Consider the following 22,323-nt stretch of genomic DNA (forward strand, 5'->3'; position numbering starts at 1 on the left):
GCGGGGCGCGTTCCGCTATCGTTCCGGCATGAGAAACGTTCTTCAAGACCAAGCCACCAAGGTGCAGTTCGCCGGGCACGAGACCTTCCCGCTGCGTCTGCTGTGGCCGAAGAAGGCGTTCGAGGCCGTCCGTGGCGGCGCATCGTTGAGAACATTCCAAGAACACGAAGCGATCGCACGATTCGGCGTCGGCCGCAACATGGCAGTCTCCATGCGCCATTGGAACATGGCGAGTGGTCTGATCGAGGAGCGAGCCGGTCAGCTCTGGCCCACCGCGCTAGCCTCCGCCATCCTCGACGACGACGGTCTCGACCCGTTCGTCGAGCATCCCGCCACGATATGGCTCACCCATTGGCACATCGCATCCACGCCCGAGATGACGACCACGGCGTACTTCGCGTTCAACGCCCTGCCCGGCGTCGACTTCGACAGCGAGGGTCTGGGCAGCGAACTGCTGCGGCTGGTGGAGGAGCGTGGATGGCGCGCGACCCGCGTCACGATCAAGCGTGACGTCGAGGTTTTCCTGCGCAGCTACGTCCGCCGCACGGGCGCGCTGACGGAGGACGCGGCCGAGCCGCTGCTCGCCGAACTCGGCCTCGTTCGCGAAGCCCGCATCGGTGGATGGTTCGAGTTCGTGCGCGGGCCCAAGCCCACCCTGCCGGACGGCGTGTTCGCCTTCGCCCTCGATCGGTTCTGGCAGAGGACCGGCGGGGACTCCACGACGCTCACCGCCGAGCAGGTCACGTACGAACCCGGCTCGCCCGGACGGGTGTTCAAGCTCGACGAGGACAGCGTCGTCACGCGACTGATGGCGCTCGACGCGATCACCGACGGATCCTGGACGTGGACGGACACGGCGGGCCTTCGACAGGTCCATCGCCGCCACGAACCCGACTGGCTCGATCTGCTGACCCGGTCCTACGGCCGCATGGCGGAAGCGGCATGAAGACCCTTTCGGACATCGTCACCATCGAGCGGCGTTTCGCCCGGTCGGCCCGCATAGACCGCGATCTCGCCGGCACGCCGCCGCTCGTCGGCTACGTCCTGCAGGCGAGCGTGGCCAAGTCGCTGACGGCCATGGCGTGCAGTCAGATCGAAAGCGGGCAAGGCGCCTTCACCTGGACTGGCCCCTATGGCGGCGGCAAGTCGTGCGCCGCGCTGCTGCTCGCCAACCTGATCGCCGGGAAGGGCGACAATCGGGACGTGGCGCGCGACATCGCGGGCGACGAGGTCGCCGGCCTCTTCGACGAGGCGTTCCCGACGCGCCTCGGGCGTTGGGACGTGCTCGCGGTCACCGGCAGCCGCATCGGTCTCCGCGAGGCGATCACCGCCGCCGCGCAGGCGTCGCTCGACTGGAGCGATGACCGCACGAGCGAGGCGATGGTGTCGGATCAGGCACTCATCGACGCGATCATGGCACCGAGGGGCCGCGGCAGGAGGGCCGGCGGCACGTTGATCATCCTGGACGAGCTCGGCAAGATGCTCGAGTTCGCGGCGCTCCACGGCGGCGACGTCCACCTTCTCCAGGATCTGGCCGAGGCCGCCGCCCGCAGCGATGGCCGACTCGTCGTCCTCGGCATCCTCCATCAATCCTTCGAGCAGTACGCGGCCCGTGCGGACCGCGACGCCCGGCGGGAATGGGCCAAGGTCCAGGGCAGGTTCCAGGATCTTCCGTTCCTCGCCGGACCCGACGAGACGGTCACGCTCCTCGGCCGCGCGATCGGATGCGCCAAGCGTCCGGCGGCGGCAGGCGCGGCGGCGAAGGCGGTCGCCGCCGAGGTCGGGGGACGTCGCCCCGTCGATGCCAAGGCGCTCGCCTCCGCCCTCGCCGCGACCTGGCCGCTCAATCCCATCACCGCTCTGCTCCTCGGGCCGGTTTCCCGCCAGCGCTTCGCCCAGAACGAACGCAGCGTATTCGGCTTCCTCAGTTCGTCGGAACCGGCAGGTTTCCAGGAGCATCTGACCGGCACGCCCGCCGCGGGCGGTCGCACCTACGATCCGGACCGGCTCTGGGACTATCTGGCGACCAACTTCGGGATGGCGCTCGCCGGCGGTCAGGACGGCGGCCGCTTCAGCCTCGCGTTCGAGGCGATCGAACGCGCGGGCGCCAAGGGCGGTCCGCTCCACGTCTCGCTCACCAAGGCGGCGGCCATCATCGAGTTCTTCCGCAACGGTTCGGGCGTCGCGGTCTCGGACGAGTTCCTCGCGCTCGCGGTTCCGTCGTCCGATCGGGAGGCGGTCGACGCCGCCATCAGGGACCTGCTGTCCTGGGCCATCCTGATGCCGCAGCCGCGCCTCGGCGGCTACGCGCTATTCGCCGGCAGCGACTTCGATCTCGACGAGGCGATCGGCCTCGTATCGTCGCAACCCTCGTCGTCAGAACTCAACGCCATCCCCGCACGCGTCGGCCTTCCGGCGGTCGCCGCCAAGCGGCACTATCTGCGCACCGGCACGCTGCGCACGTTCGACATCGTCCTGGACATCGCCGCGCGGACCGAGAAGCCTCAGGATGCGGCGAAGCGCCTGTCGCAGGTCGAACGGCGCGGCAGCGGGATGCTGGTCCTCGTCGTCAACGACGGGGCCTTCGACCGGCCGGAGATCGACGTCCGCTGCAAGCTCATGGCCGACGCGTTCCGCAAGGCCGGCGCCATCGTGGCCGTCGGCGCGGCGCCCTCTCGCCACGATCTTCTCGCGCCGGCGTCCGAGCTGCTCGCGCTGGAGCGGGTGATGCGCGACAATCTGCGGCTCGAGGGCGACCGGATCGCGCGTCGCGAGACGGGCGCCCGCCACGCCTCGACGACCGAGAACCTGCTGCGTCGCCTCGATGCCGCACTGAACGAGGCCACCTGGCGGCTCTCGACGGAAGACGACGACGCAGTTCGTCAGCCTCTGCCGGTGCTCGCCAGCACGCTCGCCGACAAGGCGTTCAGCGAGGCGCCCGTCCTGCACAGCGAGCTCCTCCAGCGGAACAGGCCATCGTCGAGCGCCATGGCCGCGGTGCGCAACCTCATGCACGCAATGGTCGACCGACCGGAGAAGGCCGATCTCGGCTTCACCGGCTATCCGGCCGAGATGGGTCTGTACATGACGGTGCTGCGGCCGTTCGGGCTGCACCGCGAAGTCGACGGCGCGATCGACTTCCGCGCGCCGCTGTCCGACGGCCCCGGCGCGACGCTGACCGCGGCATGGTCGGTCATCGAGGACACGGCGGACGTGACGCTCGATCAGGTCTACGCCACCTGGTCCGCCGCGCCGTTCGGCATGAAGGCGGGAGTGATGCCGCTGCTCGCGATGGCGAACCTCATGTCCAGACGCGACCGCGTCGCGGTCTATGTCGACGGCGTCTTCCAGACCGACTTCGACGACGTGCTCGCGGACAAGATGCTGCAGCGGCCGGAGGCGATCCGGCTCCGTAGGATCGACCGGTCGGTGCAGGAGGCCGCATATCTCGGCGGCCTCGCCAACGCATTCGAACTCGCGCCCGACGCGCCGGCGCTGTCCGTCGCCCAGACGCTGTATAGACGCTTCGAGGACCTGACCGCATACGCCCAACGCACCAAGTCCATCCCCGCCGAATGCGTCGCGGTCCGCGACGCCGTCCTGCGGGCGAACGATCCGGAAGAGGTTCTCTTCGAACGCATTCCCGAAGCCCTCGGCGGCCGTCTCTCGGCCGAAGCGGTGCTCGACGCGCTCACCAGTTCGGAAAGCGTGTACGGCGAGCTGCTCGGTAGCCTCCGACTGGCGTTGGCCCGCGGCCTCGGCGTCGAAGCCGACACGTTCAGCGGAGTTGCGGAGCGCGCGGAGAACCTTCGCGACCTGACGAACGACTTCGCCTTCGAGGCCTTCGCGATGCGTGCCGGAGCGTTCGGGACCGGCGAAGGCGACATCGAGGGCCTCGCCAGTCTGCTGCTCCACCGGCCGCCGCATTCGTGGTCGGACCGTGACGCGGACCAGGCCCTGCTCGAACTGGGCAAGCTCTGCAGGCGCTTCCGCGAGACCGAGGCGCTCGCGATCGTCAGGGACCGCACACCGACGGCCGAAGCCATGGCCCTCATCGTCGGTCTCGACGCCGCCGTGCTCCCGGTCGTCCGCAGCTTCATCCTGACCGAGGCAGAGAAGTCGCAGGCGACGTCGCTCGCGGACCAGATCCTCGCCACGCTCAACTCGGGCGATCGGCTCGCGAGCGTACAGCTGGCGGCACTCGCCCGGGCGATCGCGGGCATCGCACTCGAGGACGGCTCGATCCAGAAACAGGCGCAGGCGGCATGAAGACCAGGGAACGGCACATTCTAGGGGTATCGGGCGGTCGCGACAGCGCCGCGCTCGCCGTGCACATGCGGCAGACCAGGCCCGACCTGAGGCTCGAGTACTTCTTCACGGACACGGGAAAGGAGCTTCCCGAAGTCTACTCGTTCCTCGACCGGCTCGAAGGCTTCCTCGGACAGCCGATCGCCCGGTTGAACCCGGACCGCGACTTCGACTTCTGGATGGCGGAGTACGGCAACTTCCTGCCCTCGCCGCGCACCCGGTGGTGCACGCGTCAGCTGAAGCTGCGTCCGCTGGAGCACTGGCTCCGGGACGATCTGAACGCCGGCGTCACCGTGCATTCCTACGTCGCCATCCGCGCGGACGAACCATCGCGCGAGGGCTACCAGTCGACCCAGTCTAACATGCTGGTCCACCTTCCGCTCCGCGACGCCGGCATCGACCGCAAGGGGGTGATCGACATCCTTCGCAACGCCGACGTCGGCGAACCCGAATACTATGACTGGCGGTCGCGATCGGGCTGCACCTTCTGCTTCTTCCAGCAGAAGATCGAATGGGTGCGGCTGGCCGAACGCCATCCCGACCGCTTCGACGAGGCGGTGAACTACGAGAAGACCGCCATGGACGGCGGCTCGCCCTTCACATGGAGCCAGGGCGAGAGCCTGATCGCGCTGACGCAGCCCGAACGTGTCGCCCAGATCAAGGCCGACTACGAGAAGCGGCTCGACCGCCTCCGTAAGCGCCGCCCCGCGAACCCGCTGTCGGGAAGAGCCCCGGAGACCATCGACGACGTCTACGGCATCGAAGAGGCGAGCGGCGGCTGCGTGACCTGCCACAAGTGAGGGCGACGTCGACCGCACTGGCGACGCGCTGGTCGCGGGGTGCGGTCGAACGTCGAACGGGGGACTTCAGCGCCCGCGGAGCCGGGCGGCGAGATCGGACGCCGTGCCAAGGGTCTGCCGGCGGCTGATCACCGCGGACCGCACGGTTTCGACGAGCGCGCGGTTGAATTCGTCGATCATGGGGCGCTGGCTCGCGATGCACGTCTGAACGGACGCGAGCGTCTCCTCGATGTAGCGCAGCGCCTCCTCGCTCTGGCTCTGGCGGACCTCCATGCCTATCAGGAGCCTGCCGGACCGTACCTCGCCACGGGGCGGGTTTGGATTCCACGAGTTGGGCCGCAGGCCGAAGAGGTCCCTCTCCCCGTCGAACGGCACCACCTTGACGACACGAAGCCCTGGAACCGTCGCGTCATCTCCGAACACGTCCCGCACCGTGACGGAGATGTCGGTCACCTCCGCGTCCGACTCTTCGAGTCGCAACTCGATCGGTTCGCACTGCATCTCCTTCACCAGCGCGGCGACCATCTTCTCATCGTCTTCCCGGTCGAAGCGCGCGGCCGGCAGCTGACTTATCTTCTGCCGGACCTCGACCTCCAGGTTATGCCTCAGCACGTCCGAAAGACTCGCCTGGTCGGCCCGCGACCAGAACAGCAACTCACCGATGACAGCCATGAAATCCTCCACTCATATCCAGAAAACGTGGCCGCGGCCGATCCTCGAGCCGCGACCGGTAGGTCAGACCGCGCTCATCATCGCCCGCGCGTTCTCGGTCGTGAACGTCTCGCCCGCGATAGGCGCGGGCAGGTCCTCGAGATCACCGACGTCGCCGAAGCCCGCCGCCTCCCAGGCGTCGATCGCGCCACGACGGCGGGAATCGTTGAACATGCGCCACGTCGAGAGCTTGTACCCGGCATCCATACGATCGGCCGCGATGAGGTAGGCGAGCAGTGCGGACATCCGTCGCCGGGCGTCAGGGCCCGCGTCGATCGTGCCGCTTCCCTTGACGATGATGTCCCGCCAGACGGGATTGACCATGCTCCAGTCGGGAATGTCGTTGAGGCGGTCGATCGCGGTCTCGAGCGGCAGATCGGTCTCCTTCACGATGCGGAACAGCGCGTCCACCACCGCGATCTGGCCGGCCGGCTTGAAGAGGAGCGCGGTGGGCTGGTCGTCGGTCCGGAAGTCGGGCATCCGGGTCATGTCCTGGCCGGCCGCAGCGTAGGCCTGCACGCGTTCCATGAGCGACTCGTAGAAGGCGCGGGCATGGTTCTCGTAGATCTCGAGATCCTCGTTCGACGGCCGCTGATCCTTCAGTCCGGGAACGCCGTTGTGGCTGAGGATCAGCTTCACGCTCTCGTAGACCGCGCTGATCGTCGTGAACGGCAGGCTCCGCTTGCCAAGCGTATTGGACCGCCATTCGACGAAATCCTTCAGTTCGGCACCGAACTTGCGGCGGCCGAAGACGTGATCGTCGGCGAGCAGACTGCGCGCCACGATGGCGTAGCCGTCGTCCTCGGACGTGATGATGTTGTCGCCGCGGCCGGTCTGCTTGGCGTAGCGATTGACGACGTTGAAGATGCGCCGGGTCTTGAGCAGGTCCTCATGCTCGACGAAGATGACGCAAACGTCGTCGTTGGCGACGGTGGAGGCGGCAGGTCCCGTCACGTCGCCCAGATGCACGGCGCGAAGCGCGAGCAGGCGATGCTGTCCGTCGAGGACGACGAGCGTCACCCCATCGATGGTGATGAAGCCCATCGATTCCGAACCCGACCGGTAGGCGGCCGGCAGCTTGCTGATGAAACTGGTAATGGACTCGAACTCGAGCTTTCCCTTGTACACCAGCACGATGATCGATCCGAAGAAGCGATCCTGCGAGTTGGCGATGTAGGGCGCCAGATCGCTCTTGATCCGCTTGGTGTCAGGCTCGCGCTGCAAGCGTTCCTCGATGCTGAAACCGGTCCAGCCGTCGAGCTCCTTCGGAGGCCGCACCGACTTCACCAGGTCGCTGACCTTCATGGTCGTCTCGTAGTACGTCGTGTTCCCGAGGCGGCCTCGGATGGCGGGAATGATGGTTGCCATGGGATTCAGTCCTTTTCGACGAGTGCGGCGGTCGGCCGCGGGAATGCAGGGGTGCAGCGGTTGCAGGGTGGATCGAGCGCACCGATCAGCTCGGCCTCGACCGCCGAACGGCGCAGCGCGTCGCGCACGGCGATCCAGCTGAACGACAACGGCCCGACCGGACTGCTCCGGGCGACGGCCACCAGGGGATTGGCCGGCTGCCGCTCGTGTTCGAGAAAGCGCCGTCGCAGGTCCCCGGAAAGGCCGACGTAGAGAACGCCCCGAAGGTCGTGGAGAAGGTACACTCCCCCACCGGAGGGCACGCGCAGGTCGCTCGTCCTGCGAAACGGAACCGTACCATCCAGATCTATCCTAATTTTCAGGTCGAGCCGTCGACGGCCGCGCGACGCGCGTGACGACGTCTCTCCTGCCACGCCAACGGCGACGGCCATCTTCTTCCCCTTCTATCAACTTGCATGACGCAAACATGAGTTGTGTTTGCAAAAACAGAGCTACTGCGATTCGATGATTCGCGTCAATCGTGTTTTTGCGAAAAACGCCGTTGTTTTTGAAAACAGCGCATATCCGGCTCTGTTGGCACTGGATCGGCGATGGCGGCTGCGTGGAGGCTCACGACGGGAGCCGGTGTGATTGTCCGCGCAATCAGATCTCTGGAGGTTCCGCGACCAGGATCGGACGCCGCGGCGACCACGTTTTCGATCGGCTGTGATGGTACTGATGACGACGGAGGGCGCCCCGCCAGTGCATCAAGACGTCAACGTCACGCTGCCCGAGCCGTCATGGCGCTGCCTTCGTACCATCGCCCGGGTTTCGCTGATGTCGACTTACAGGTGCTCTGATGCCCCCCAATTGAACCATCGTGACTCTCGCGACTTGTATCGACGGAACAGATCACAACCTCCGCCGCGTGAGACAGAGTGGCGTATGTAGGGAAAGACCGCAGCCGATGACCGAAGCGACCTGGGGCGACGACGCCAAGACTCCCGACATCGACTGGCGGATGAGCGCCGCTCTGGAAGACGTGCCGCGCGGCGGCGAGGACGTCGCCGAGGTCACGAGTCTCGAAGGGGCGGTCCGGGCCTGGATCGGGCTCGATCCCGAACACAAGGATGCGGCCACACTCACGACGGAAAGGCCCGTCCAGATGGACGGCGTCTCCAGCTCGTCATTCTCCGGCACCGGCATCGCCGCTCTGGCGGAACGTCTGCCGGGGCCGACCACCGCAGCGACGAGCTGACGCGATGGCGCAGCCCAGCGTACGCTTCGCAGGCGGCGACGCCGAATGGATCCACGAGCGGGAAAGCGTGGGTTTCGTCGGCACCACGGACTTCGGCAAAGTGCCCTTCCTCATCACCGCGGACGCCCTCGCCGAGCTGCTGAACCCCGATCTCCCGGGCATCGACGCGGAGACCGCGCTCGAAGTCTTCTTCGAGTTCGAAGCGGACATTCACCGGATCGCGTTGCGCGAGTTCGTCAAACGGCTGGGGGGAGAACCGCCGATCCTGCTCACGTCCTCGGATCTCGACGGCTAGCCGGGAGCTCGCGTCGAGTGGGGATGGAGTCGTACTCTCATCCGCAATTGACGCTGAAGCCGTCGGCAGGTCCCAACCGGTCGACTGAAAGCCTCATTTGGCAACGGTGACGTTGTCCGCCACGTTCACCTCGGCATCGGGTTCCGCCTGCAGGTTAACGCGACTCTGCACGGATCGGACCGCATAGGGCACGTAGGCGATGGCCTGGACGGGCTGCCCCATTTCCACGTTGCCTACGACGCGCATCGCGCCGGGGTCGATGACGGCGACCGAAGAGTCCCCTTCCAGCCCGACATAGATCCGGCTTCCATCGCCTGACGGCCACACGCCGGAGGGCGACCTGCCGACGGGAATGGTCGCCAGGGCCTCGAAGCTCCCGGTATCGAACACCTTCACCGCGTTGAGCCCGGCCACCGAGACGTACGCGAACTGTCCGTCGTCGTTGCTCACGAAGTTCACGCCGATCGTCCGCGGTCCCGTGTCGATGGAACGCAGGATTGCGAACGGGTGCTTGGTGGACACCGCGACGGCCCGCCCCGCCCCCAGGAGCGTCAGCCAGATCTGTCGGCCGTCGGGGCTGGCCGCGATGCTCGTGCAGGGCTTGTCTCCCGTCGGCGCGGTCGCGATGACGCTCCGCTTCGCGACGTCCAGGACCGCGGTGCCGGATGCGGAACACACGAACGCGTGGCGACCGTTGTTCGAGAAGGCGACCGGTCCCGGCGGACCGCCGACGTCGATCCGCGCCACCTCGGAGAAGCCCTTCGCCTCCCGGACGGAAATGTGATCGTCGCCCACCACGGGTATCCACACCTCCTTGCCGTGGGGTGCATAGGTCACCCCGACGGGCGAGCCCTCGAACCGGCTCGTGCCGACGACCGTGTTCGACCGCGTATCCAGAAAGGCGACAGACCGGGTGCCCGTCAACGAGACCGCGAGAGTTCGACCGTTCGGAGCGTAGGACACGGCGGGGATGGCTGAACCGGCGCGCTGCGATGTCCCGCCGCCGGCGTTCGAGACGTCGACACGGATCGCGCCGAGAAACTCATTGCTCGAGGGGTCCATCACCGAGATCGATCCCGACGACGAGCCGATCGAATAGACGCGGTCATGATCGTTGAGATCGATGTTCCACCGCCCCCACGGAGCCTGTCGGGCCGCCAGATCGAACGGCCGGTCATCTATCGACGGCTCCGCCGCGTTGCCCTCCTGCGCGAAGGCGGCGACCGGGAGCATCGCAGCGGTCAGCAGGAGGGCTGCCGACATCGTGAAGCGCGTCATGACGCCTTTCCTTTCTAGTGTATTGGAACGTGCGTCCGTCTCGCGTGAAACACAGCGGTCAGGCGGCGTACTCGGAGTGGCCACTCCACCCTCGACACGCGTTCGAGTTGCGGACCGGTTGACGCCGCCGAACGACGGTGCGCGGGCTGAAGGTTCCGTTTGCATGACGACAACGTGGACCGACCTCGTCGTCGCCGCATCGCACACATTGGTATGGGTCGACGAAATTCGTGGCGCTGAATTCGGCCGCGACCGTTGAGCCGTGATGTGAAACGGAGTGGTGCGGTGTCGGGTGATCGAACTAGAGCAGCGAAATTGCCGACACGGCCGGACCTCGACGTTCTCGGGACCGGTCTCAACCGCCTGTTCGCGATCGACGAAGACGATAGTTTCGCGGATCTGCTGAACCTACTTGATCAGGCGGTTACGCCCCCCGGCGTCAACGCTCAGTCGCGGAAGATCCCACGATCCACCTGACTCCGGCGGTGCGGCCCTGCCCGGATTGATAATGGAACTACTGCCGCGACGCGCTCACGATCGCATCAACCGCGGCCGCGACGCGTCGCCAGTCCTCCGGCGACGTCTCCTCTCCGAGCATCTCGACCAGCCGTCCTCCGAACGCGCCGACCCCGTCGTCGCCGAACCCGGCGACGATCTCCGCCGCCTTCAGCCACACGTCGCGATCGTTCATCGTCGGCGGGTTGGACAATTCATGGGTCCTAGTCTCTGGCCGCGCGACCGCGCAGCCTGGTCAAGTCCTGGGTCGTCCGGCCTTCGGCATGGACGCCTCCACCATGACCCGAGCTGGTGAATGATCAAGTCGTGCGCGATCGCGGACGAATGCAATCCGCCGCCTCGAGCGCACGGGCGCGAGGCGGCGGACATGGCTTCAGGTGCCGCTGGTCAACGCTGCGGCGGAGCCGACCACATCTCCGCGTCGTCGACGAACGCCTTCTGGCTTCGCTTGTCGTACAGGCAGAGCTTCGACACCGCGGATCCGCGCGTGCGATCGGACACGAGTATCGCCACCTTGCCGACGCGGTCGTCGAAGCCGACGATGCCGGATGGCCGGGCGTTCCTGATGCCGCTGGCGGCGACGCAGGCCCGCGTCGCCTGGGCGTTGAAGGCGGCCCAGGCCTTGTCGCTAGATGCTTGGGCGGGCGCCTGCGACATCAGCGCGGTTACGGCAGTGGCCAGAATGGCGGGAAAAGCGATCTTCAATTTTCATCTCCAGGACGGGAAGTGGCTGCCCGCAATGGCCATGCCGGGCATTGCGGGACGGTGAACGAGGGTGGTGTCGGCGGAACGCAGATCGATCGCCTAGGCGACGCCGCGGCTAGGCGACCCGTTCGCGTCGGCGGCCGATGGTTGCGTGGCTGTCGGCGCCGCGGGCGGCAGGAACTTGTGGCGCAGGAGAAGCCGTAGCGAACCGGCGGCCACCCCGAGCACGAGGACATTGGCGAGAAGGAATGCGACCGGCGCCACGGTCGCGATGGCGCCGCCGCCGTCCGGTCCGCTCAATCGGATGGTGGCCGTCGCCAGTGCCGTCGCGCCGAAGGTGAAGGCCCAATAGCTCGCGGAAAAGGCCTGCTCGCCGATCCAGCGCGCCATCCTGATGAGCAGCGCCGCTTGAAGCAGGGCATAGCCGATCATCGCGTGCGCCAGCAGATCGGGCGTGCCGGGTCCAACCGACAGGTAGCTCACCGCGCCAACCGCCGGCGGCGCGAGCTGGATGCCGAGCGTCGGCCGCAGTGCGGGCGTCATCGGTTCGCCGGTGTAGAGGCGGTTGAGGAGAACCGATTCGATCGCGAGCCACGCGAAAAACCCCGCACCGAACAGCAACTGCCCCCATTCCGGCCAGCCGAGCGCCGCGGCGACCGTGCCGCTGACGAAGCCACCCGCGACCATCGGGAGATACAGCACCGGCGTCGTCGATCCCGGACTTCTGCCACCATGCCAGAGGAGCCCTGTACGCCAGAGCGCGAACGCCAGCGTGAAGGCGACACCGATCACGAACAGCACCACCGCGGCGTCCCGGGAGAACGGGAGTGCGCCCTGCGCGATGAGGAGCGTGCTCACACCGGCCAGCCCGATGAAGCAGCATTGAACCGGGTTGTCGGCTTCCGCGCGCGCCGCATCAGGGGACCGGATCCACTTCATCGCGTACAGTGCGGCGATGACGGCCCAGGCTGCGGCAGCCACGACCAAGAGCGTCTCGCCGATCGCCTCGGGCACATCCCACGCCGCGTGCGCCGCACGCCATGCGCCTGAGAGCCCCGCAAGGCCCAGCACCACTCCGAAGAACGACGCCGGGACGCGGGTTGCGACACTGATTTCCGTTTGCGGCACGATCGGGCGCTCCTTCGCGACAGGCATCCGGTCGGTGCTCGATACCAACCGGGGCGAAACGACGTCGCCGCAACGTCCACTGCTCCGCGTACCGGCATCGGCCAATCTAGACACTGGTATTGGGGGGGGGACACCGACGGGCCGGTCGTCTGTTTCTGAGGAAAACTGTCAATCGAAGCATACTTTTGGCAACCCGCTCAACTTCGTCGTCTAGCTCGATCGCGAGGCTCGAAAACGCCTCTTGTTCCATGTCGCACATGCGAAAACAGCTCACCCGTACATACCTAGGTATCATTCCCCCGATTTCGGGCGGACTTAAGGCATTCTATCGAGTTTACCTGCGCAAGGCCGTTGGCTCGGGCACATGTATCTAATAGAGCAATTCGAAATGATTGTAGCGCTCGTTGTACTAAACATTGTCCTACAGGTTCTTGATGGTGTTTCGACCTTCAAGGCGTTGAACCACATCCAGACAATGGAAGGGAATCGTTTGGCGCGCGACTTGATGGCACGACTCGGTGTCATTCCCGCTCTGCTCGTACTCAAAGGCTTGGGCATTGCGCTAACAATTGCAGTCGCCTGCCTAAGCATAGGATTTCTGGCGCTGATAATTTTTGCCTGTGTTAATACATGGGTTGTCTACGATAATTTTCGTATAGCTAGGAAGTATGCGGTGGAGATAGAGCCCAGCTCGCCAAGCCGACACTAATGATATCGCGGTGCTCTGACATTCCCGTTTCTTGATCGTTTTCGAAAAGCAGGCGAAGCGCGCGAGGGGCGAACACCACGCAGTGTCAAAATACGGCGTTCTGGATAGAACTCCTTTAACAGATTGATTACCCGCCGCGAGGTGCCCCGACCGCTAGCGGTCGGACTTTGGTGTCAAGGATCTCTTGCCTGCCAGCGACGACCCGGTCGAGGATACCCGTGACATCGATGGCGTGAACGGTCGGTTCCAGCGGCATGTCTTTCGCAGCAAGGGCCCCCTACCCCCGTATGATGTTCGAGAACCCTTCGGACCGTTAGCGATCGGAGCCAACGAAACGGAGCGTGCCATGTCGAACCTCAAGGACCGTATCATCGAAGCTCATGGCGGGCTCGAACGCTGGAAGCGTTTCCGCCAGGTCAGCGCCCATCTACGCCAGGGAGGTGCTCTCTGGGGACTGAAGGGCCAGAGCGGCGTCCTCGACGATACGACGGTGACGGTGTCGCTCACGTCGGAACGTGCCTCGCACGCCCCATTCGGCACGCCCGAGCGCCACTCGCTGTTCACCCCGGACCGCGTGGCGATCATCGGCAAGAACGGCACGGTGGAGCAGGAACTGCAGCAGCCCCGCGCGTCGTTCGCGAACCACACGCTGGAGACACCCTGGACCGAACTCCAGCTCGCCTACTTCGCCGGCATCGCCATGTGGACGTATCTCAACGTCCCGTTCGTTCTCGATCGCGATGGCGTCGAAAGCGAGCAGATCGAAGATTGGGAGGAGAACGGCGAGACCTGGCAACGGCTCTCGGTTCGCTTCCCGTCGTCCATACCCACCCATAGCAGTCGGCAGACACTGTATGTCGGCGGCAATGGTCTGCTTCGTCGACACGACTACGACGTCGAGATCGCGGGTGACACGCCCGGGGCGCACTACATATCCGACTATGTCGACGTCCAGGGCCTGCTCTTCCCGACGAAACGCCGGATCTATCCCCGGCAGCCCGACGGGCACGCGATGGCGGAACCGCTGGTCGTGGCGATCGACCTGGAGTCGATCGAATTAAGCTAGACGCCCAATCGCCGACGACGCCGCCGGCGACAACCGCGAGCCTGTCCGACGCCCTGCGCCGCGACGGGTTCGTCGTCGTCGGTGGCGGCGATGTCGCGGCGATGCTGACGCCTGTCGGCGAGGTCGTCGACGACAACCTGGGGTCGTTCCAGGCCAGCTGGGACGACCTGCCGTTGGACGCCTACATGGGAGACGGCGGCACCTACCGGTCCCGGCGGTATGCGACCTTCCGAACGACGCTGCCCGGCGGTCCCTTCATGCGGCAGCCCCCGGCCGCGCACTACCAGGCCGTCGAGCACAACACCCTCAACGGCGGCATAGCGCGCGAGTTCGTGGAGATCGCCCCGGCGACCGTCGAGAACCCATTCCTGCAAGCGCTCTTACGCCTCGCGTCACGCGTCTTCGCCGAGGCCGGAGCAGCCTCGGACCAGCACGTCGAGGTTCATCAGATCCGGATCGACGCGACCACCACGAGCGGCCTGCCGACGCCGGAAGGCCCGCACCGCGACGGCGTCGATTTCGTGCTCATGACGCTGATCAGGCGAAGCAACGTCACTGGCGCCGTGTCGACGATCTCCACGGCATCCAATTCAGCCGCGACCGAATTCACTCTGGAAAGGACCCTCGATAGCGCCATGGTCGATGACGCGCGGGTCAGGCATTCCGTCTCGGCGATGTGGCCGGACGCCCCGGGTGCTCCGGCCCACCGGGACGTCCTGATCGTCACCTTCCGCGCGATCACCGGCTGAACCTACGGCCCCGCGATGCCCTTCGCGTCTATCGCTACCCCCGCGACAGGCCTGGTCGCGTCGTCTGCTTCGCCCAGTCCGCTATGCTCAGGTCCCCAGGCAGCTTTGCGAGGACGCCGTCGAGCGCCTTGCCGGGACCACCGATGCACCCGTGTTGATGTGTCGCCACCGTCCTGCGGCCATCGGCGGCAGTCCAGGTGATCGTGTAGGACGACGTGTCGCTGATCGCGGCGGTGCATTCGACCTGTGCCGTGGTTCCGTCGGCGGGCTTGAACCTCGCGAGGTCGCGAGCGAGTGCGCCATAGACGGCGGCACCGACGGTCCGATCGCGATCGCCGACGATCGCCGTATGCCGCTTGCCCGAGAAGTGCACGTCGCCTTTTTCGAAAACCGTCACATCATAGACCGGGCAGAAGCCGAAGCACGGGCCGACCGAGACCGTGATCGCCGCGACCGACGCGTCCGAGGGACGGTCGCCACCCCGATCGCCGGTCGTCGCACATGCGTTCAACGTCGCCAGCAAAGGCATCATCAGTATTACGGATCCGCGCACTTCATTCTCCATTGCCACTCGTATAACCCAACGACGGAGGCGCATGTGGTCAACCTTGAAATCCCTGCATTCCGTCGGTGGTTTCGACAGACGATGAACGCTCAGGCTCGAGCACGAAGTAAGAAGAGGAACGCCTCACTTTTCGGAACCTCATGGTCAATTGTTACTAGATTTGCCGCAAACAGATGGTCTAAAATCTCCGCGGGCGGACCGCAGATCCCATTCGAACATGCCACTGAATAAATGACTGGAACGGGCATCGCCTCCCTTCGGGTGGTGTGCGGGGCGAGCGGGCCATTGAGGGGGCGTGCAGATGGCGATCGGGGCGGCGGTGGTGCTGGCGTTGTCCGCGGCGGCGGGAAGTGTCCCGCCGCAGGCGGTGGACGAACGTGCGGCTGAGAATGCCGCCATGCGGCCCGGCTCGGGCGATGACGACATCGTCGTCACAGCGCAACGGCGGCCGGCCAGCGAAAGGGATGTGCCGGCGTCCATCGACGTCCTGTCGCGGGACCGGCTCATCGACACGGGCATCCGCGCATTCGACGGACTCGCCCGGATCGACACCGGCCTCGAGATCGCGGCTTACCAGGGCGAGACCCAGCTGTTCCTACGCGGAGTGGGCGCCGTCACCTTCATCGGCGGCTTCGACAGCAGCGTCGCCGTGTACGCCGACGGCGTCTACCTCTCGAGGCCCTCCGCGATCGCGCCAGCGCTGTTCGATGTCGACCGTGTGGAGGTACTGAAGGGACCCCAAGGATCCCTCTACGGCCGAAACGCGACCGCGGGCGCCATCAACCTGATCAGCAGAGGCCCCACCGAGCAGTGGAGCGGGAACGCCTCGGCGACCATCGGCAACTACAGCAACGTCGACCTGCTGGCCGGAGTAGGTGGCCCGATCACCTCGAACCTGAGCTTCAGGCTCGCCGCGGGCACCAACAATCATTCCGGCTACACGACGCTCTACTTCGGGCGTGGCACCGACGGTCGCGCGATCACCCGCCACGCCGAGGATCGACACGACTTCACATCGCGGCTTTCGCTGCGGTGGAAGCCTGCGTCCGCCGTCACGGTCGATCTCGCCGCCGACTACTTCCGCGCGGACGACCGCGCCGTCGTCTTCCACTTCTCGGGCCCCGGCTATGCCAACAGCCCGCTGTTCCAGTCGCGGATCGCCACGGGCGAACTCGGCGCCTATCGAAGCCGACGGGTCTCGACGTCCATCGTTCCCTACAACCGGCCCGAGAACTGGGGCGTCCGGGGCACGACCGCCGTGGATCTCGGTCCAAGCGTGCTGACCTGGACAAGCGCCTATCGGCGGACCCGGCCCGAGAACTATGACGATCTGACGAACAGCACGGTCCTGGGCGAGTCCCAGTTCAAGCAGGAGCGCTCCCGGCAGCTGACGCAGGATCTGCAGCTCGCGTCGGGACCGGGCGAGACGCGGTTCCGCTACGTCGTCGGAGGCTCCTACTTCCGGGAGCGGAACACGATACGCAACGAGTTCTTCTTCCCCTATCTCGTTGGGTACCTCGGGGGCCAAGGCCAGCCGGACTGCTGCCTGCTGAAGGCCAACGGTAGCACGTCGACCGATGCGCTGGCCGTATTCGGTGACGCGACCTTCGCGGTTCTGCCAGGGCTCGCGGTGACGCTGGGAGGCCGTTACGCCGCCGAGCGTCGCGCGGGCACGAACCTGCTCGATTTCGTGAACTTCGCCGTTCAGAACGACGCCCGCCTCGCACCGGTGTGGTTCCACTCGTTCACGCCCAAGGCGGGGCTGGAATACCGCCCCACTGATCGCATCCTCATCTACGCGACGGCGTCGCGGGGGTTCAAGGCGGGCGGCTTCAATGTCGGGAGCACCCAGAACACGCCGTACAAGCCCGAAAGCATCTGGTCGTACGAGGTTGGTGGCAAGCTGGACCTAGGCCGGGCGGCGCAGGTCTCGATGGCGGCGTTCCATTACGACTACACGGATATGCAGGTCCAGGACGTCGCCGCGAACACGGTCCTCATCCGGAACGCGGCCAGCGCAAAGATCGACGGGGTGGAAGCCAATCTTCAGGTCCGTCCGACCGACAGCCTCCGGCTGGATGCGTCCGCGACCTATCTCGACGCCCGGTTCGATCGATACCGCACCGTCAACACGAAGACGCCGCAGCTCGGTGTCCTCGACCTCGCTGGAAATCCTCTCCCTCAGGCTCCCGGGTTCAAGGCGCACGGTGGCGCCGAGTACACCGTCGTCGCTGCGAACGAATGGGAGTTGCGGATCCGGGGTGACGCCACCTGGCAGGATCGCATCTACTTCTCGGCCTTCAAGGATCCACGATCGACTCAGGCCGCATACTGGTGGCTGAAGGCCCGCATGGCCGTGTCACCCCCCGGACGTCGTTATGAAGTCGCCCTGTTCGCGGACAATCTGACCGACACGCGCGCGTTCACGAACATCTCGATCACCGGGGATCTCGATGGCAGTCGCGGCTCCGGCAACTTGGCACCGCCCCGAACATACGGGCTGCAGTTCACGTCAAACTGGTAGATTCCTGCAGTTGGCGATACCGAAAGCAGCTACGTGCTGGCGACGGTCCGTCTAGAGCAGCGGGCGCGGTAGACATTCATCACTGGACCGAGCTTCGCGCACCGTGATCGACAGTGCGCGTAACCGGCGATGCCGGCTTGGGCGGATCCGTGCGGCAAAGCTCTAGATGGCGAGAGTCACGAGTGTGGGCACGACATCGTATGGAACCAGCATTGACCAGCGCCTGTCCCGTCGAAGCAATCGAACCGGGTCGCCCCGATCTCGAAACGCAGCTCGACTGAAGGCTGCGCATTAAGCGTTCCATGGTCGAAACGGCCCGAGCACTATTCGACCCCCCGGTACCGAAACACGCCACCGTCCTGATCGAGACGGCTAAAACTGGGAAACCCGACGTGCATGCCGGCGAACATCACGTCATCGCTCGCGACCCGGTCGAAGATCCGACGGCGGGTCTCGCTGGCCGCCCGTGGGTCCAGGTCGGCTACGACAGTGACTTCGGGGTCGCGCACCTGGACGTCGATCGCATGCACGACGTCGCCCCATACGATCAGCTGCCGGCTGCCCCCGCCGTCGAAGAGGAAGCCGCTATGCCCCGGTGTATGCCCGAACAACGGGACCGCCTCCACCCCGTTCAGGACCTGACCGCGCTCGAACGGCAGAACGCGATCCAAGTAGGGCGCGAAGGCCTGCCGAGCCCACAGGAACTGGATCCTCAGCTCTTCCGGAGCCTGGGCCATGCGTTCGTCGCTCAACCAGAAATCGAACTCGTTCCGGTGCACGTGGATCTGCGCGTTCGGAAACCGCGCCATCCCCGACGCGTCGACGAGGCCGTTGGTATGGTCGGGATGGATGTGGGTGCAAAGTACTGTGTCGACTTCGAACAAGCTCCTTCCCGCAAGCGCCAGTTGCTCGGCCAGACGGTTCACGGTCGGTCCCAGCAGCGCACCGCAGCCCGTGTCTATCAGGATCGTGCGATCTGCGGTCGTCACCAGGAAGGCGTTGATGTCGAGCCTTAGCGGCTCGGGTCCATCCGGCAGCGCATGGTCATCCTTCATCAGAAAAGGCGCTGGCAGCTCGAAATATCCGTCGGCCAATGCGGTCACCTTGAACTTCCCGATCTGGATCGTCGGGGTCGCCTGAGCCAGCGCAGTCGCGTTGCCGTTCGGGTGGCTGTTCGTCGTCATCATGCATGTCCAATGTGCTGTCACGCTCCGAAGAGAAGCGAGGCAACCACTATCAACTGGATACCTGGTGTAAATTACGCACCTGCGAGCTATCAGGTCACGCGGAGGTTACCGACTATGCTGCCAAAAGAGGATATCGAGGGCGTCAAAGTCCTGATGGAGTTGCTCGCCGACCGCTGGACCGTGCCGGTCCTCGGCACGCTGTGTGCCGGGGGCGGACGTAAACGGTTCAACGCGATACGGCGTGAGCTCGGTGCGATCTCACCGAAGAGCCTCGCGGTCTGCCTGCAACGCCTGGAGCTCAACGGTCTCGTCGAGCGACACGTCGCGACAGTGCGCCCGCTCGCGGTCGAATACCGGGTCACACCTCTGGGCCACACGCTCGATCAGCCGGTCGAAGCTCTTCTCGAATGGTCCAGGGTCAACGCTGGCGCGGTCGGAGAGGCACGGAATGCGTTCCGGGTGCGAGCCGAAGATGCCGCGACGGACTAGACTGGCGGCCCCCGCAGCCCGTTGGCATGCACTCCCGATGGAGGGTGTACCCATACATTGGACCATGTTGAGATAGGCGGCATGTCCGCGCACTATGACCACGTCGTAAAGTGCGCACCGAGGTACGAACGTGTCCCAATCGTCAAATCCCTCGGCACTGCCCTTGCAGGCCGTAGTGACCGACCTGCGAACCAAGATGGCCGGTACCGGTCACGACCTAATGCAACCGCTGCAGATCGTTAGCCACGCGCTCAAGCGCATGGACGGGTCGTGCCTGACCGAGCGGGATCGGATGTGGCTAGATGCGGCGATCGTGCAGGCCGAACGCATCGCGGGCGGACTGTCCGACCTCATCACGCATTCGGCGGCGCCACCCGAAGCGGACCTGCGACACATCGCGTTGGCACCGCTTCTCGCGGATGTCGCGAGGGTCTGGTCCGTGACCGCCGCAACGCAAGGCGTGGGCTTGCGGGTCAGGCCCGCATCAGACGTGGTGCTCTCGAACCAGAAGCGGCTCAGGTCGATCATCGACAACCTGATCGTCAACGCGATCAAGTACAGCCCCGAAGGCCGGGTCGTCGTGGGAGTGCGTCGCCGCAAGCGCGAGGTCGTCATCGACGTGGTCGACAACGGCTGCGGCATCGCCGACCATGACCATCAGCGGGTGTTTTCCGCCTTCTGCCAGGTCAGCAGCGCCGCCGAAGGCGTCGGACTCGGACTCTCTCTCGTCAGGGACCACTGCACGGCGCTCGGTCACCGCATTGAGCTCGCCTCGCAGCTCGGTCGCGGCTCAAGGTTCAGCCTGTACCTTGGCAGCCCTGCGGTCCTTCCGCCCTGCTGACGCCGATACCGCCCCCCCCCTCACCTCCTCACGAATTCCCACACGCTGGAGATGACGACCGAACCCTCGCCCACGGACGAGGCGACGCGCTTGACCGAACCCGCGCGCACGTCGCCGACCGCGAAGATCCCCGGACATGAGGTCGAATACTGGGAATGACCCTTCGCCGCCTCCCCCGTCAGCACGAACCCCTTGTCGTCGAGATCGACCAGGCCCGACAGCCAGCCCGTGTTGGGTGCGGCGCCCACCATTATGAAGAGAGCGCACGCCGGCAGGACGCGGGTCGAGCCGTCCGCCCTGCTGTGGACGGTGACCGCCGCCAGGTGCGTGTCTCCATCGACCGCGGTCACCTCCGCTCCGTACTCGATGGTGATCGCGGGATCCGCCTCGAGACGACTGGAAAGATAGCTGGACATGGAACTCGCCAGCGAACTGCCCCGTACCAGAAGTCGGACGTGCGCCGCGGTCCGACTGAGAAACATCGCGGCCTGCCCCGCCGAGTTGCCGCCGCCGACGACGACGGTTTCGGCACCTCTGCAGGACCGCGCCTCGTTCTCGGTCGCCGCGTAGTAGACTCCCGTACCCTCGAACTCCTCGAGCCGATCGATGGGCAGGCGCCGGTACTGCACGCCGGTCGCCACCACGACGGCACCGGCGCGGATGCGCTGGTCGTTGTCGAACGTCGCGCAGAACATTCCGTCGTCGAGACGCTCGAGCTTCGCCACGCGCCGTGGCATCGCGAAGCGCGTGCCGAACTTCATGGCCTGCACCTCGCCGCGCCAGACCAGGTCCGCACCCGATATCCCGGTGGGAAAGCCCATGTAGTTCTCGATGCGGCTCGATGTACCCGCCTGGCCGCCAACCGCCGTATCCTCGACGACCAAGGCGCCAAGCCCCTCCGCGCCAGCGTAGACGCCGGCCGCGACGCCCGCGGGACCACCGCCCACGATCACGACGTCGAAGGTCTCGTCCTCGACGAAGTCCCGGTACAGACCGAGCAGCCGGGCGACCTTCTCCGGCGTGGGATCCGCAATGACGTTGTCGCGACCGAATATGACAGCCGGCCTGTCGGCCGAGATCTCGCAACTCGTCGCCACGCTCCCGGCTTCGGCACTGCCCAGCGCGTACGAGCTGTAGGGGATGCGGTTGCGGCTCGCGAATTCGGCGACGCGCCGAACCGAAGGGTCCACGTCCTCGCCGATGAGCACCAGCGTACCGTCGTCGGAGTCGAGTTGACGACGGCGACGGGCGGCGAGAACCGTGATGACGATATCGGACATCTCGGGGATCTCCGACATGAGCCGCAGCATCGCGGAACGCGGAACCTCGATGACCTGGGTCTGGCGGACGGTGCGCATCGGCATCGACCAGCTCCCACCGTCCAGGAACGAGATCTCACCCATGAACTGGGTCGGCCCCAGCGTGGAGGGAACGTGCCGCTCGTCCGTGAACGGGTTCACGACCTCGATCTCGCCATCCACCACGTAGATGAACCTGTCCGCCGGCTCCCCCGTCCTCGCCAGGAAGGTATCGGCCGGGTAGTCGACCACCTGTCCCGCCGACCTGAGCGCTGCGACATGCGACGCGGCCAGCGGCACGCGCTGCATCTCGCGAAGATCTCGGCCTATCGTTTCCATCCCAGTACCTCATAGCAGACGCGTGACGGTCGGGGTGACGTATCGCCGTGCGGCGGGACGATCCAGACGCGAACCCATCAGGCGGCATACCGGATCGAAACGCAGCCCCCAATGCTACCAGCGTATGGGGGGCGACATGGAGGGTGCAGCGCCGTCGCCCGGCGAAAACGGCGCCCACCCCATACCAGAGGACGCTTGCCGACAGGGCCG

General features: G+C 65.8%; 20 protein-coding genes. 10 read left to right on the forward strand and 10 right to left on the reverse strand.

Annotated features, from left to right (window positions below; all coding sequences use genetic code 11):
- The first annotated feature begins 28 nt into the window (after positions 1–28).
- Genes SJY41_RS13895 through SJY41_RS13905 form a run of 3 tightly spaced genes read left to right on the forward strand, consistent with a single transcriptional unit; the run spans position 29 to position 5,108 of the window.
- Positions 29–946 (forward strand): DUF4007 family protein, encoded by a 918-nt coding sequence (locus SJY41_RS13895; protein ID WP_380782633.1) that lies wholly within the window; start codon positions 29–31, stop codon positions 944–946.
- Positions 943–4,269 (forward strand): hypothetical protein, encoded by a 3,327-nt coding sequence (locus SJY41_RS13900; protein ID WP_380782635.1) that lies wholly within the window; start codon positions 943–945, stop codon positions 4,267–4,269. The genes SJY41_RS13895 and SJY41_RS13900 overlap by 4 nt, the downstream gene beginning before the upstream one ends.
- On the forward strand, positions 4,266–5,108 hold the full coding sequence (locus tag SJY41_RS13905; protein ID WP_133032427.1) for a phosphoadenosine phosphosulfate reductase family protein: 843 nt from the start codon (positions 4,266–4,268) through the stop codon (positions 5,106–5,108). The genes SJY41_RS13900 and SJY41_RS13905 overlap by 4 nt, the downstream gene beginning before the upstream one ends.
- Before the next feature lie 66 nt (positions 5,109–5,174).
- Here SJY41_RS13905 and SJY41_RS13910 read toward each other — a convergent pair whose 3' ends face one another.
- The 3 genes from SJY41_RS13910 to SJY41_RS13920 all read right to left on the reverse strand — a co-directional run bounded on the left by SJY41_RS13910 (position 5,175) and on the right by SJY41_RS13920 (position 7,618).
- Positions 5,175–5,780: a hypothetical protein gene (locus SJY41_RS13910; RefSeq protein WP_380782637.1), complete on the reverse strand. Its 606-nt coding sequence runs from the start codon at positions 5,778–5,780 to the stop codon at positions 5,175–5,177.
- A 63-nt stretch (positions 5,781–5,843) separates the two neighbouring features.
- Positions 5,844–7,187: a DNA sulfur modification protein DndB gene (locus SJY41_RS13915; protein WP_380782639.1), complete on the reverse strand. Its 1,344-nt coding sequence runs from the start codon at positions 7,185–7,187 to the stop codon at positions 5,844–5,846.
- Between the two features lie 5 nt (positions 7,188–7,192).
- Positions 7,193–7,618, reverse strand: a complete 426-nt coding sequence (locus tag SJY41_RS13920; RefSeq protein WP_380782641.1) for a hypothetical protein — start codon at positions 7,616–7,618, stop codon at positions 7,193–7,195.
- 515 nt (positions 7,619–8,133) lie between these two features.
- Here SJY41_RS13920 and SJY41_RS13925 point away from each other — a divergent pair.
- Both SJY41_RS13925 and SJY41_RS13930 read left to right on the forward strand, forming a co-directional pair.
- On the forward strand, positions 8,134–8,424 hold the full coding sequence (locus SJY41_RS13925) for a hypothetical protein (RefSeq protein WP_380782643.1): 291 nt from the start codon (positions 8,134–8,136) through the stop codon (positions 8,422–8,424).
- 4 nt (positions 8,425–8,428) lie between these two features.
- A complete protein-coding gene (locus SJY41_RS13930; RefSeq protein WP_380782644.1) occupies positions 8,429–8,719 on the forward strand; it encodes a hypothetical protein in 291 nt (96 codons plus the stop codon).
- 93 nt (positions 8,720–8,812) lie between these two features.
- Here the strand turns inward: SJY41_RS13930 and SJY41_RS13935 are convergent, their stop codons facing one another.
- The 4 genes from SJY41_RS13935 to tehA form a co-directional block, all read right to left on the reverse strand.
- On the reverse strand, positions 8,813–9,997 hold the full coding sequence (locus tag SJY41_RS13935) for a YncE family protein (protein WP_380782646.1): 1,185 nt from the start codon (positions 9,995–9,997) through the stop codon (positions 8,813–8,815).
- Positions 9,998–10,511: 514 nt separating this feature from the next.
- On the reverse strand, positions 10,512–10,706 hold the full coding sequence (locus tag SJY41_RS13940) for a hypothetical protein (protein ID WP_380782648.1): 195 nt from the start codon (positions 10,704–10,706) through the stop codon (positions 10,512–10,514).
- 194 nt (positions 10,707–10,900) lie between these two features.
- Entirely contained in the window at positions 10,901–11,218 is a 318-nt protein-coding gene (locus tag SJY41_RS13945) for a hypothetical protein (RefSeq protein WP_380782650.1), read from the reverse strand.
- Positions 11,219–11,317: 99 nt separating this feature from the next.
- Positions 11,318–12,346 carry a dicarboxylate transporter/tellurite-resistance protein TehA gene (gene tehA / locus SJY41_RS13950; protein ID WP_380782652.1) on the reverse strand — a complete coding sequence of 343 codons (1,029 nt, stop codon included), beginning with the start codon at positions 12,344–12,346 and terminating at the stop codon, positions 11,318–11,320.
- Positions 12,347–13,401: 1,055 nt separating this feature from the next.
- Here tehA and SJY41_RS13955 point away from each other — a divergent pair.
- Together SJY41_RS13955 and SJY41_RS13960 are read left to right on the forward strand one after the other, a co-directional pair.
- A complete protein-coding gene (locus SJY41_RS13955) occupies positions 13,402–14,121 on the forward strand; it encodes a hypothetical protein (RefSeq protein WP_380782653.1) in 720 nt (239 codons plus the stop codon).
- 101 nt (positions 14,122–14,222) lie between these two features.
- Complete coding sequence (locus tag SJY41_RS13960; RefSeq protein ID WP_380782655.1) at positions 14,223–14,870, forward strand: 2OG-Fe dioxygenase family protein; 648 nt, start codon at positions 14,223–14,225, stop codon at positions 14,868–14,870.
- A 34-nt stretch (positions 14,871–14,904) separates the two neighbouring features.
- Here SJY41_RS13960 and SJY41_RS13965 read toward each other — a convergent pair whose 3' ends face one another.
- Complete coding sequence (locus tag SJY41_RS13965) at positions 14,905–15,423, reverse strand: DUF6438 domain-containing protein (RefSeq protein ID WP_380782657.1); 519 nt, start codon at positions 15,421–15,423, stop codon at positions 14,905–14,907.
- Between the two features lie 313 nt (positions 15,424–15,736).
- Between SJY41_RS13965 and SJY41_RS13970 the strand changes: the two genes are divergently transcribed.
- Positions 15,737–17,959: a TonB-dependent receptor gene (locus SJY41_RS13970; RefSeq protein WP_380784153.1), complete on the forward strand. Its 2,223-nt coding sequence runs from the start codon at positions 15,737–15,739 to the stop codon at positions 17,957–17,959.
- A 323-nt stretch (positions 17,960–18,282) separates the two neighbouring features.
- Here the strand turns inward: SJY41_RS13970 and SJY41_RS13975 are convergent, their stop codons facing one another.
- Entirely contained in the window at positions 18,283–19,062 is a 780-nt protein-coding gene (locus SJY41_RS13975) for an MBL fold metallo-hydrolase (protein ID WP_380782659.1), read from the reverse strand.
- A gap of 198 nt (positions 19,063–19,260) precedes the next feature.
- Between SJY41_RS13975 and SJY41_RS13980 the strand changes: the two genes are divergently transcribed.
- Both SJY41_RS13980 and SJY41_RS13985 read left to right on the forward strand, forming a co-directional pair.
- On the forward strand, positions 19,261–19,635 hold the full coding sequence (locus SJY41_RS13980; RefSeq protein ID WP_380782660.1) for a winged helix-turn-helix transcriptional regulator: 375 nt from the start codon (positions 19,261–19,263) through the stop codon (positions 19,633–19,635).
- A 196-nt stretch (positions 19,636–19,831) separates the two neighbouring features.
- Positions 19,832–20,476 carry a sensor histidine kinase gene (locus SJY41_RS13985; protein WP_380782662.1) on the forward strand — a complete coding sequence of 215 codons (645 nt, stop codon included), beginning with the start codon at positions 19,832–19,834 and terminating at the stop codon, positions 20,474–20,476.
- A 20-nt stretch (positions 20,477–20,496) separates the two neighbouring features.
- On the opposite strand, the gene SJY41_RS13990 is transcribed toward SJY41_RS13985, so the two are convergent.
- Entirely contained in the window at positions 20,497–22,113 is a 1,617-nt protein-coding gene (locus SJY41_RS13990) for an FAD-dependent oxidoreductase (RefSeq protein WP_380782664.1), read from the reverse strand.
- Positions 22,114–22,323: the final 210 nt, after the last annotated feature.

The organism is Sphingomonas sp. R86520 (assembly GCF_042466285.1).
GTDB lineage: Bacteria > Pseudomonadota > Alphaproteobacteria > Sphingomonadales > Sphingomonadaceae > Sphingomonas.

What these genes read in the sequence shown, in the direction of transcription:
- SJY41_RS13895 (WP_380782633.1), top strand. Translation starts at nt 29, where the DNA reads ATGAGAAACGTTCTTCAAGACCAAGCCACCAAGGTGCAGTTCGCCGGG.
- SJY41_RS13900 (WP_380782635.1), top strand. Translation starts at nt 943, where the DNA reads ATGAAGACCCTTTCGGACATCGTCACCATCGAGCGGCGTTTCGCCCGG.
- SJY41_RS13905 (WP_133032427.1), top strand. Translation starts at nt 4,266, where the DNA reads ATGAAGACCAGGGAACGGCACATTCTAGGGGTATCGGGCGGTCGCGAC.
- SJY41_RS13910 (WP_380782637.1), bottom strand. Translation starts at nt 5,780, where the DNA reads ATGGCTGTCATCGGTGAGTTGCTGTTCTGGTCGCGGGCCGACCAGGCG.
- SJY41_RS13915 (WP_380782639.1), bottom strand. Translation starts at nt 7,187, where the DNA reads ATGGCAACCATCATTCCCGCCATCCGAGGCCGCCTCGGGAACACGACG.
- SJY41_RS13920 (WP_380782641.1), bottom strand. Translation starts at nt 7,618, where the DNA reads ATGGCCGTCGCCGTTGGCGTGGCAGGAGAGACGTCGTCACGCGCGTCG.
- SJY41_RS13925 (WP_380782643.1), top strand. Translation starts at nt 8,134, where the DNA reads ATGACCGAAGCGACCTGGGGCGACGACGCCAAGACTCCCGACATCGAC.
- SJY41_RS13930 (WP_380782644.1), top strand. Translation starts at nt 8,429, where the DNA reads ATGGCGCAGCCCAGCGTACGCTTCGCAGGCGGCGACGCCGAATGGATC.
- SJY41_RS13935 (WP_380782646.1), bottom strand. Translation starts at nt 9,997, where the DNA reads ATGACGCGCTTCACGATGTCGGCAGCCCTCCTGCTGACCGCTGCGATG.
- SJY41_RS13955 (WP_380782653.1), top strand. Translation starts at nt 13,402, where the DNA reads ATGTCGAACCTCAAGGACCGTATCATCGAAGCTCATGGCGGGCTCGAA.
- SJY41_RS13960 (WP_380782655.1), top strand. Translation starts at nt 14,223, where the DNA reads ATGCTGACGCCTGTCGGCGAGGTCGTCGACGACAACCTGGGGTCGTTC.
- SJY41_RS13970 (WP_380784153.1), top strand. Translation starts at nt 15,737, where the DNA reads ATGGCGATCGGGGCGGCGGTGGTGCTGGCGTTGTCCGCGGCGGCGGGA.
- SJY41_RS13980 (WP_380782660.1), top strand. Translation starts at nt 19,261, where the DNA reads ATGCTGCCAAAAGAGGATATCGAGGGCGTCAAAGTCCTGATGGAGTTG.
- SJY41_RS13985 (WP_380782662.1), top strand. Translation starts at nt 19,832, where the DNA reads ATGGCCGGTACCGGTCACGACCTAATGCAACCGCTGCAGATCGTTAGC.
- SJY41_RS13990 (WP_380782664.1), bottom strand. Translation starts at nt 22,113, where the DNA reads ATGGAAACGATAGGCCGAGATCTTCGCGAGATGCAGCGCGTGCCGCTG.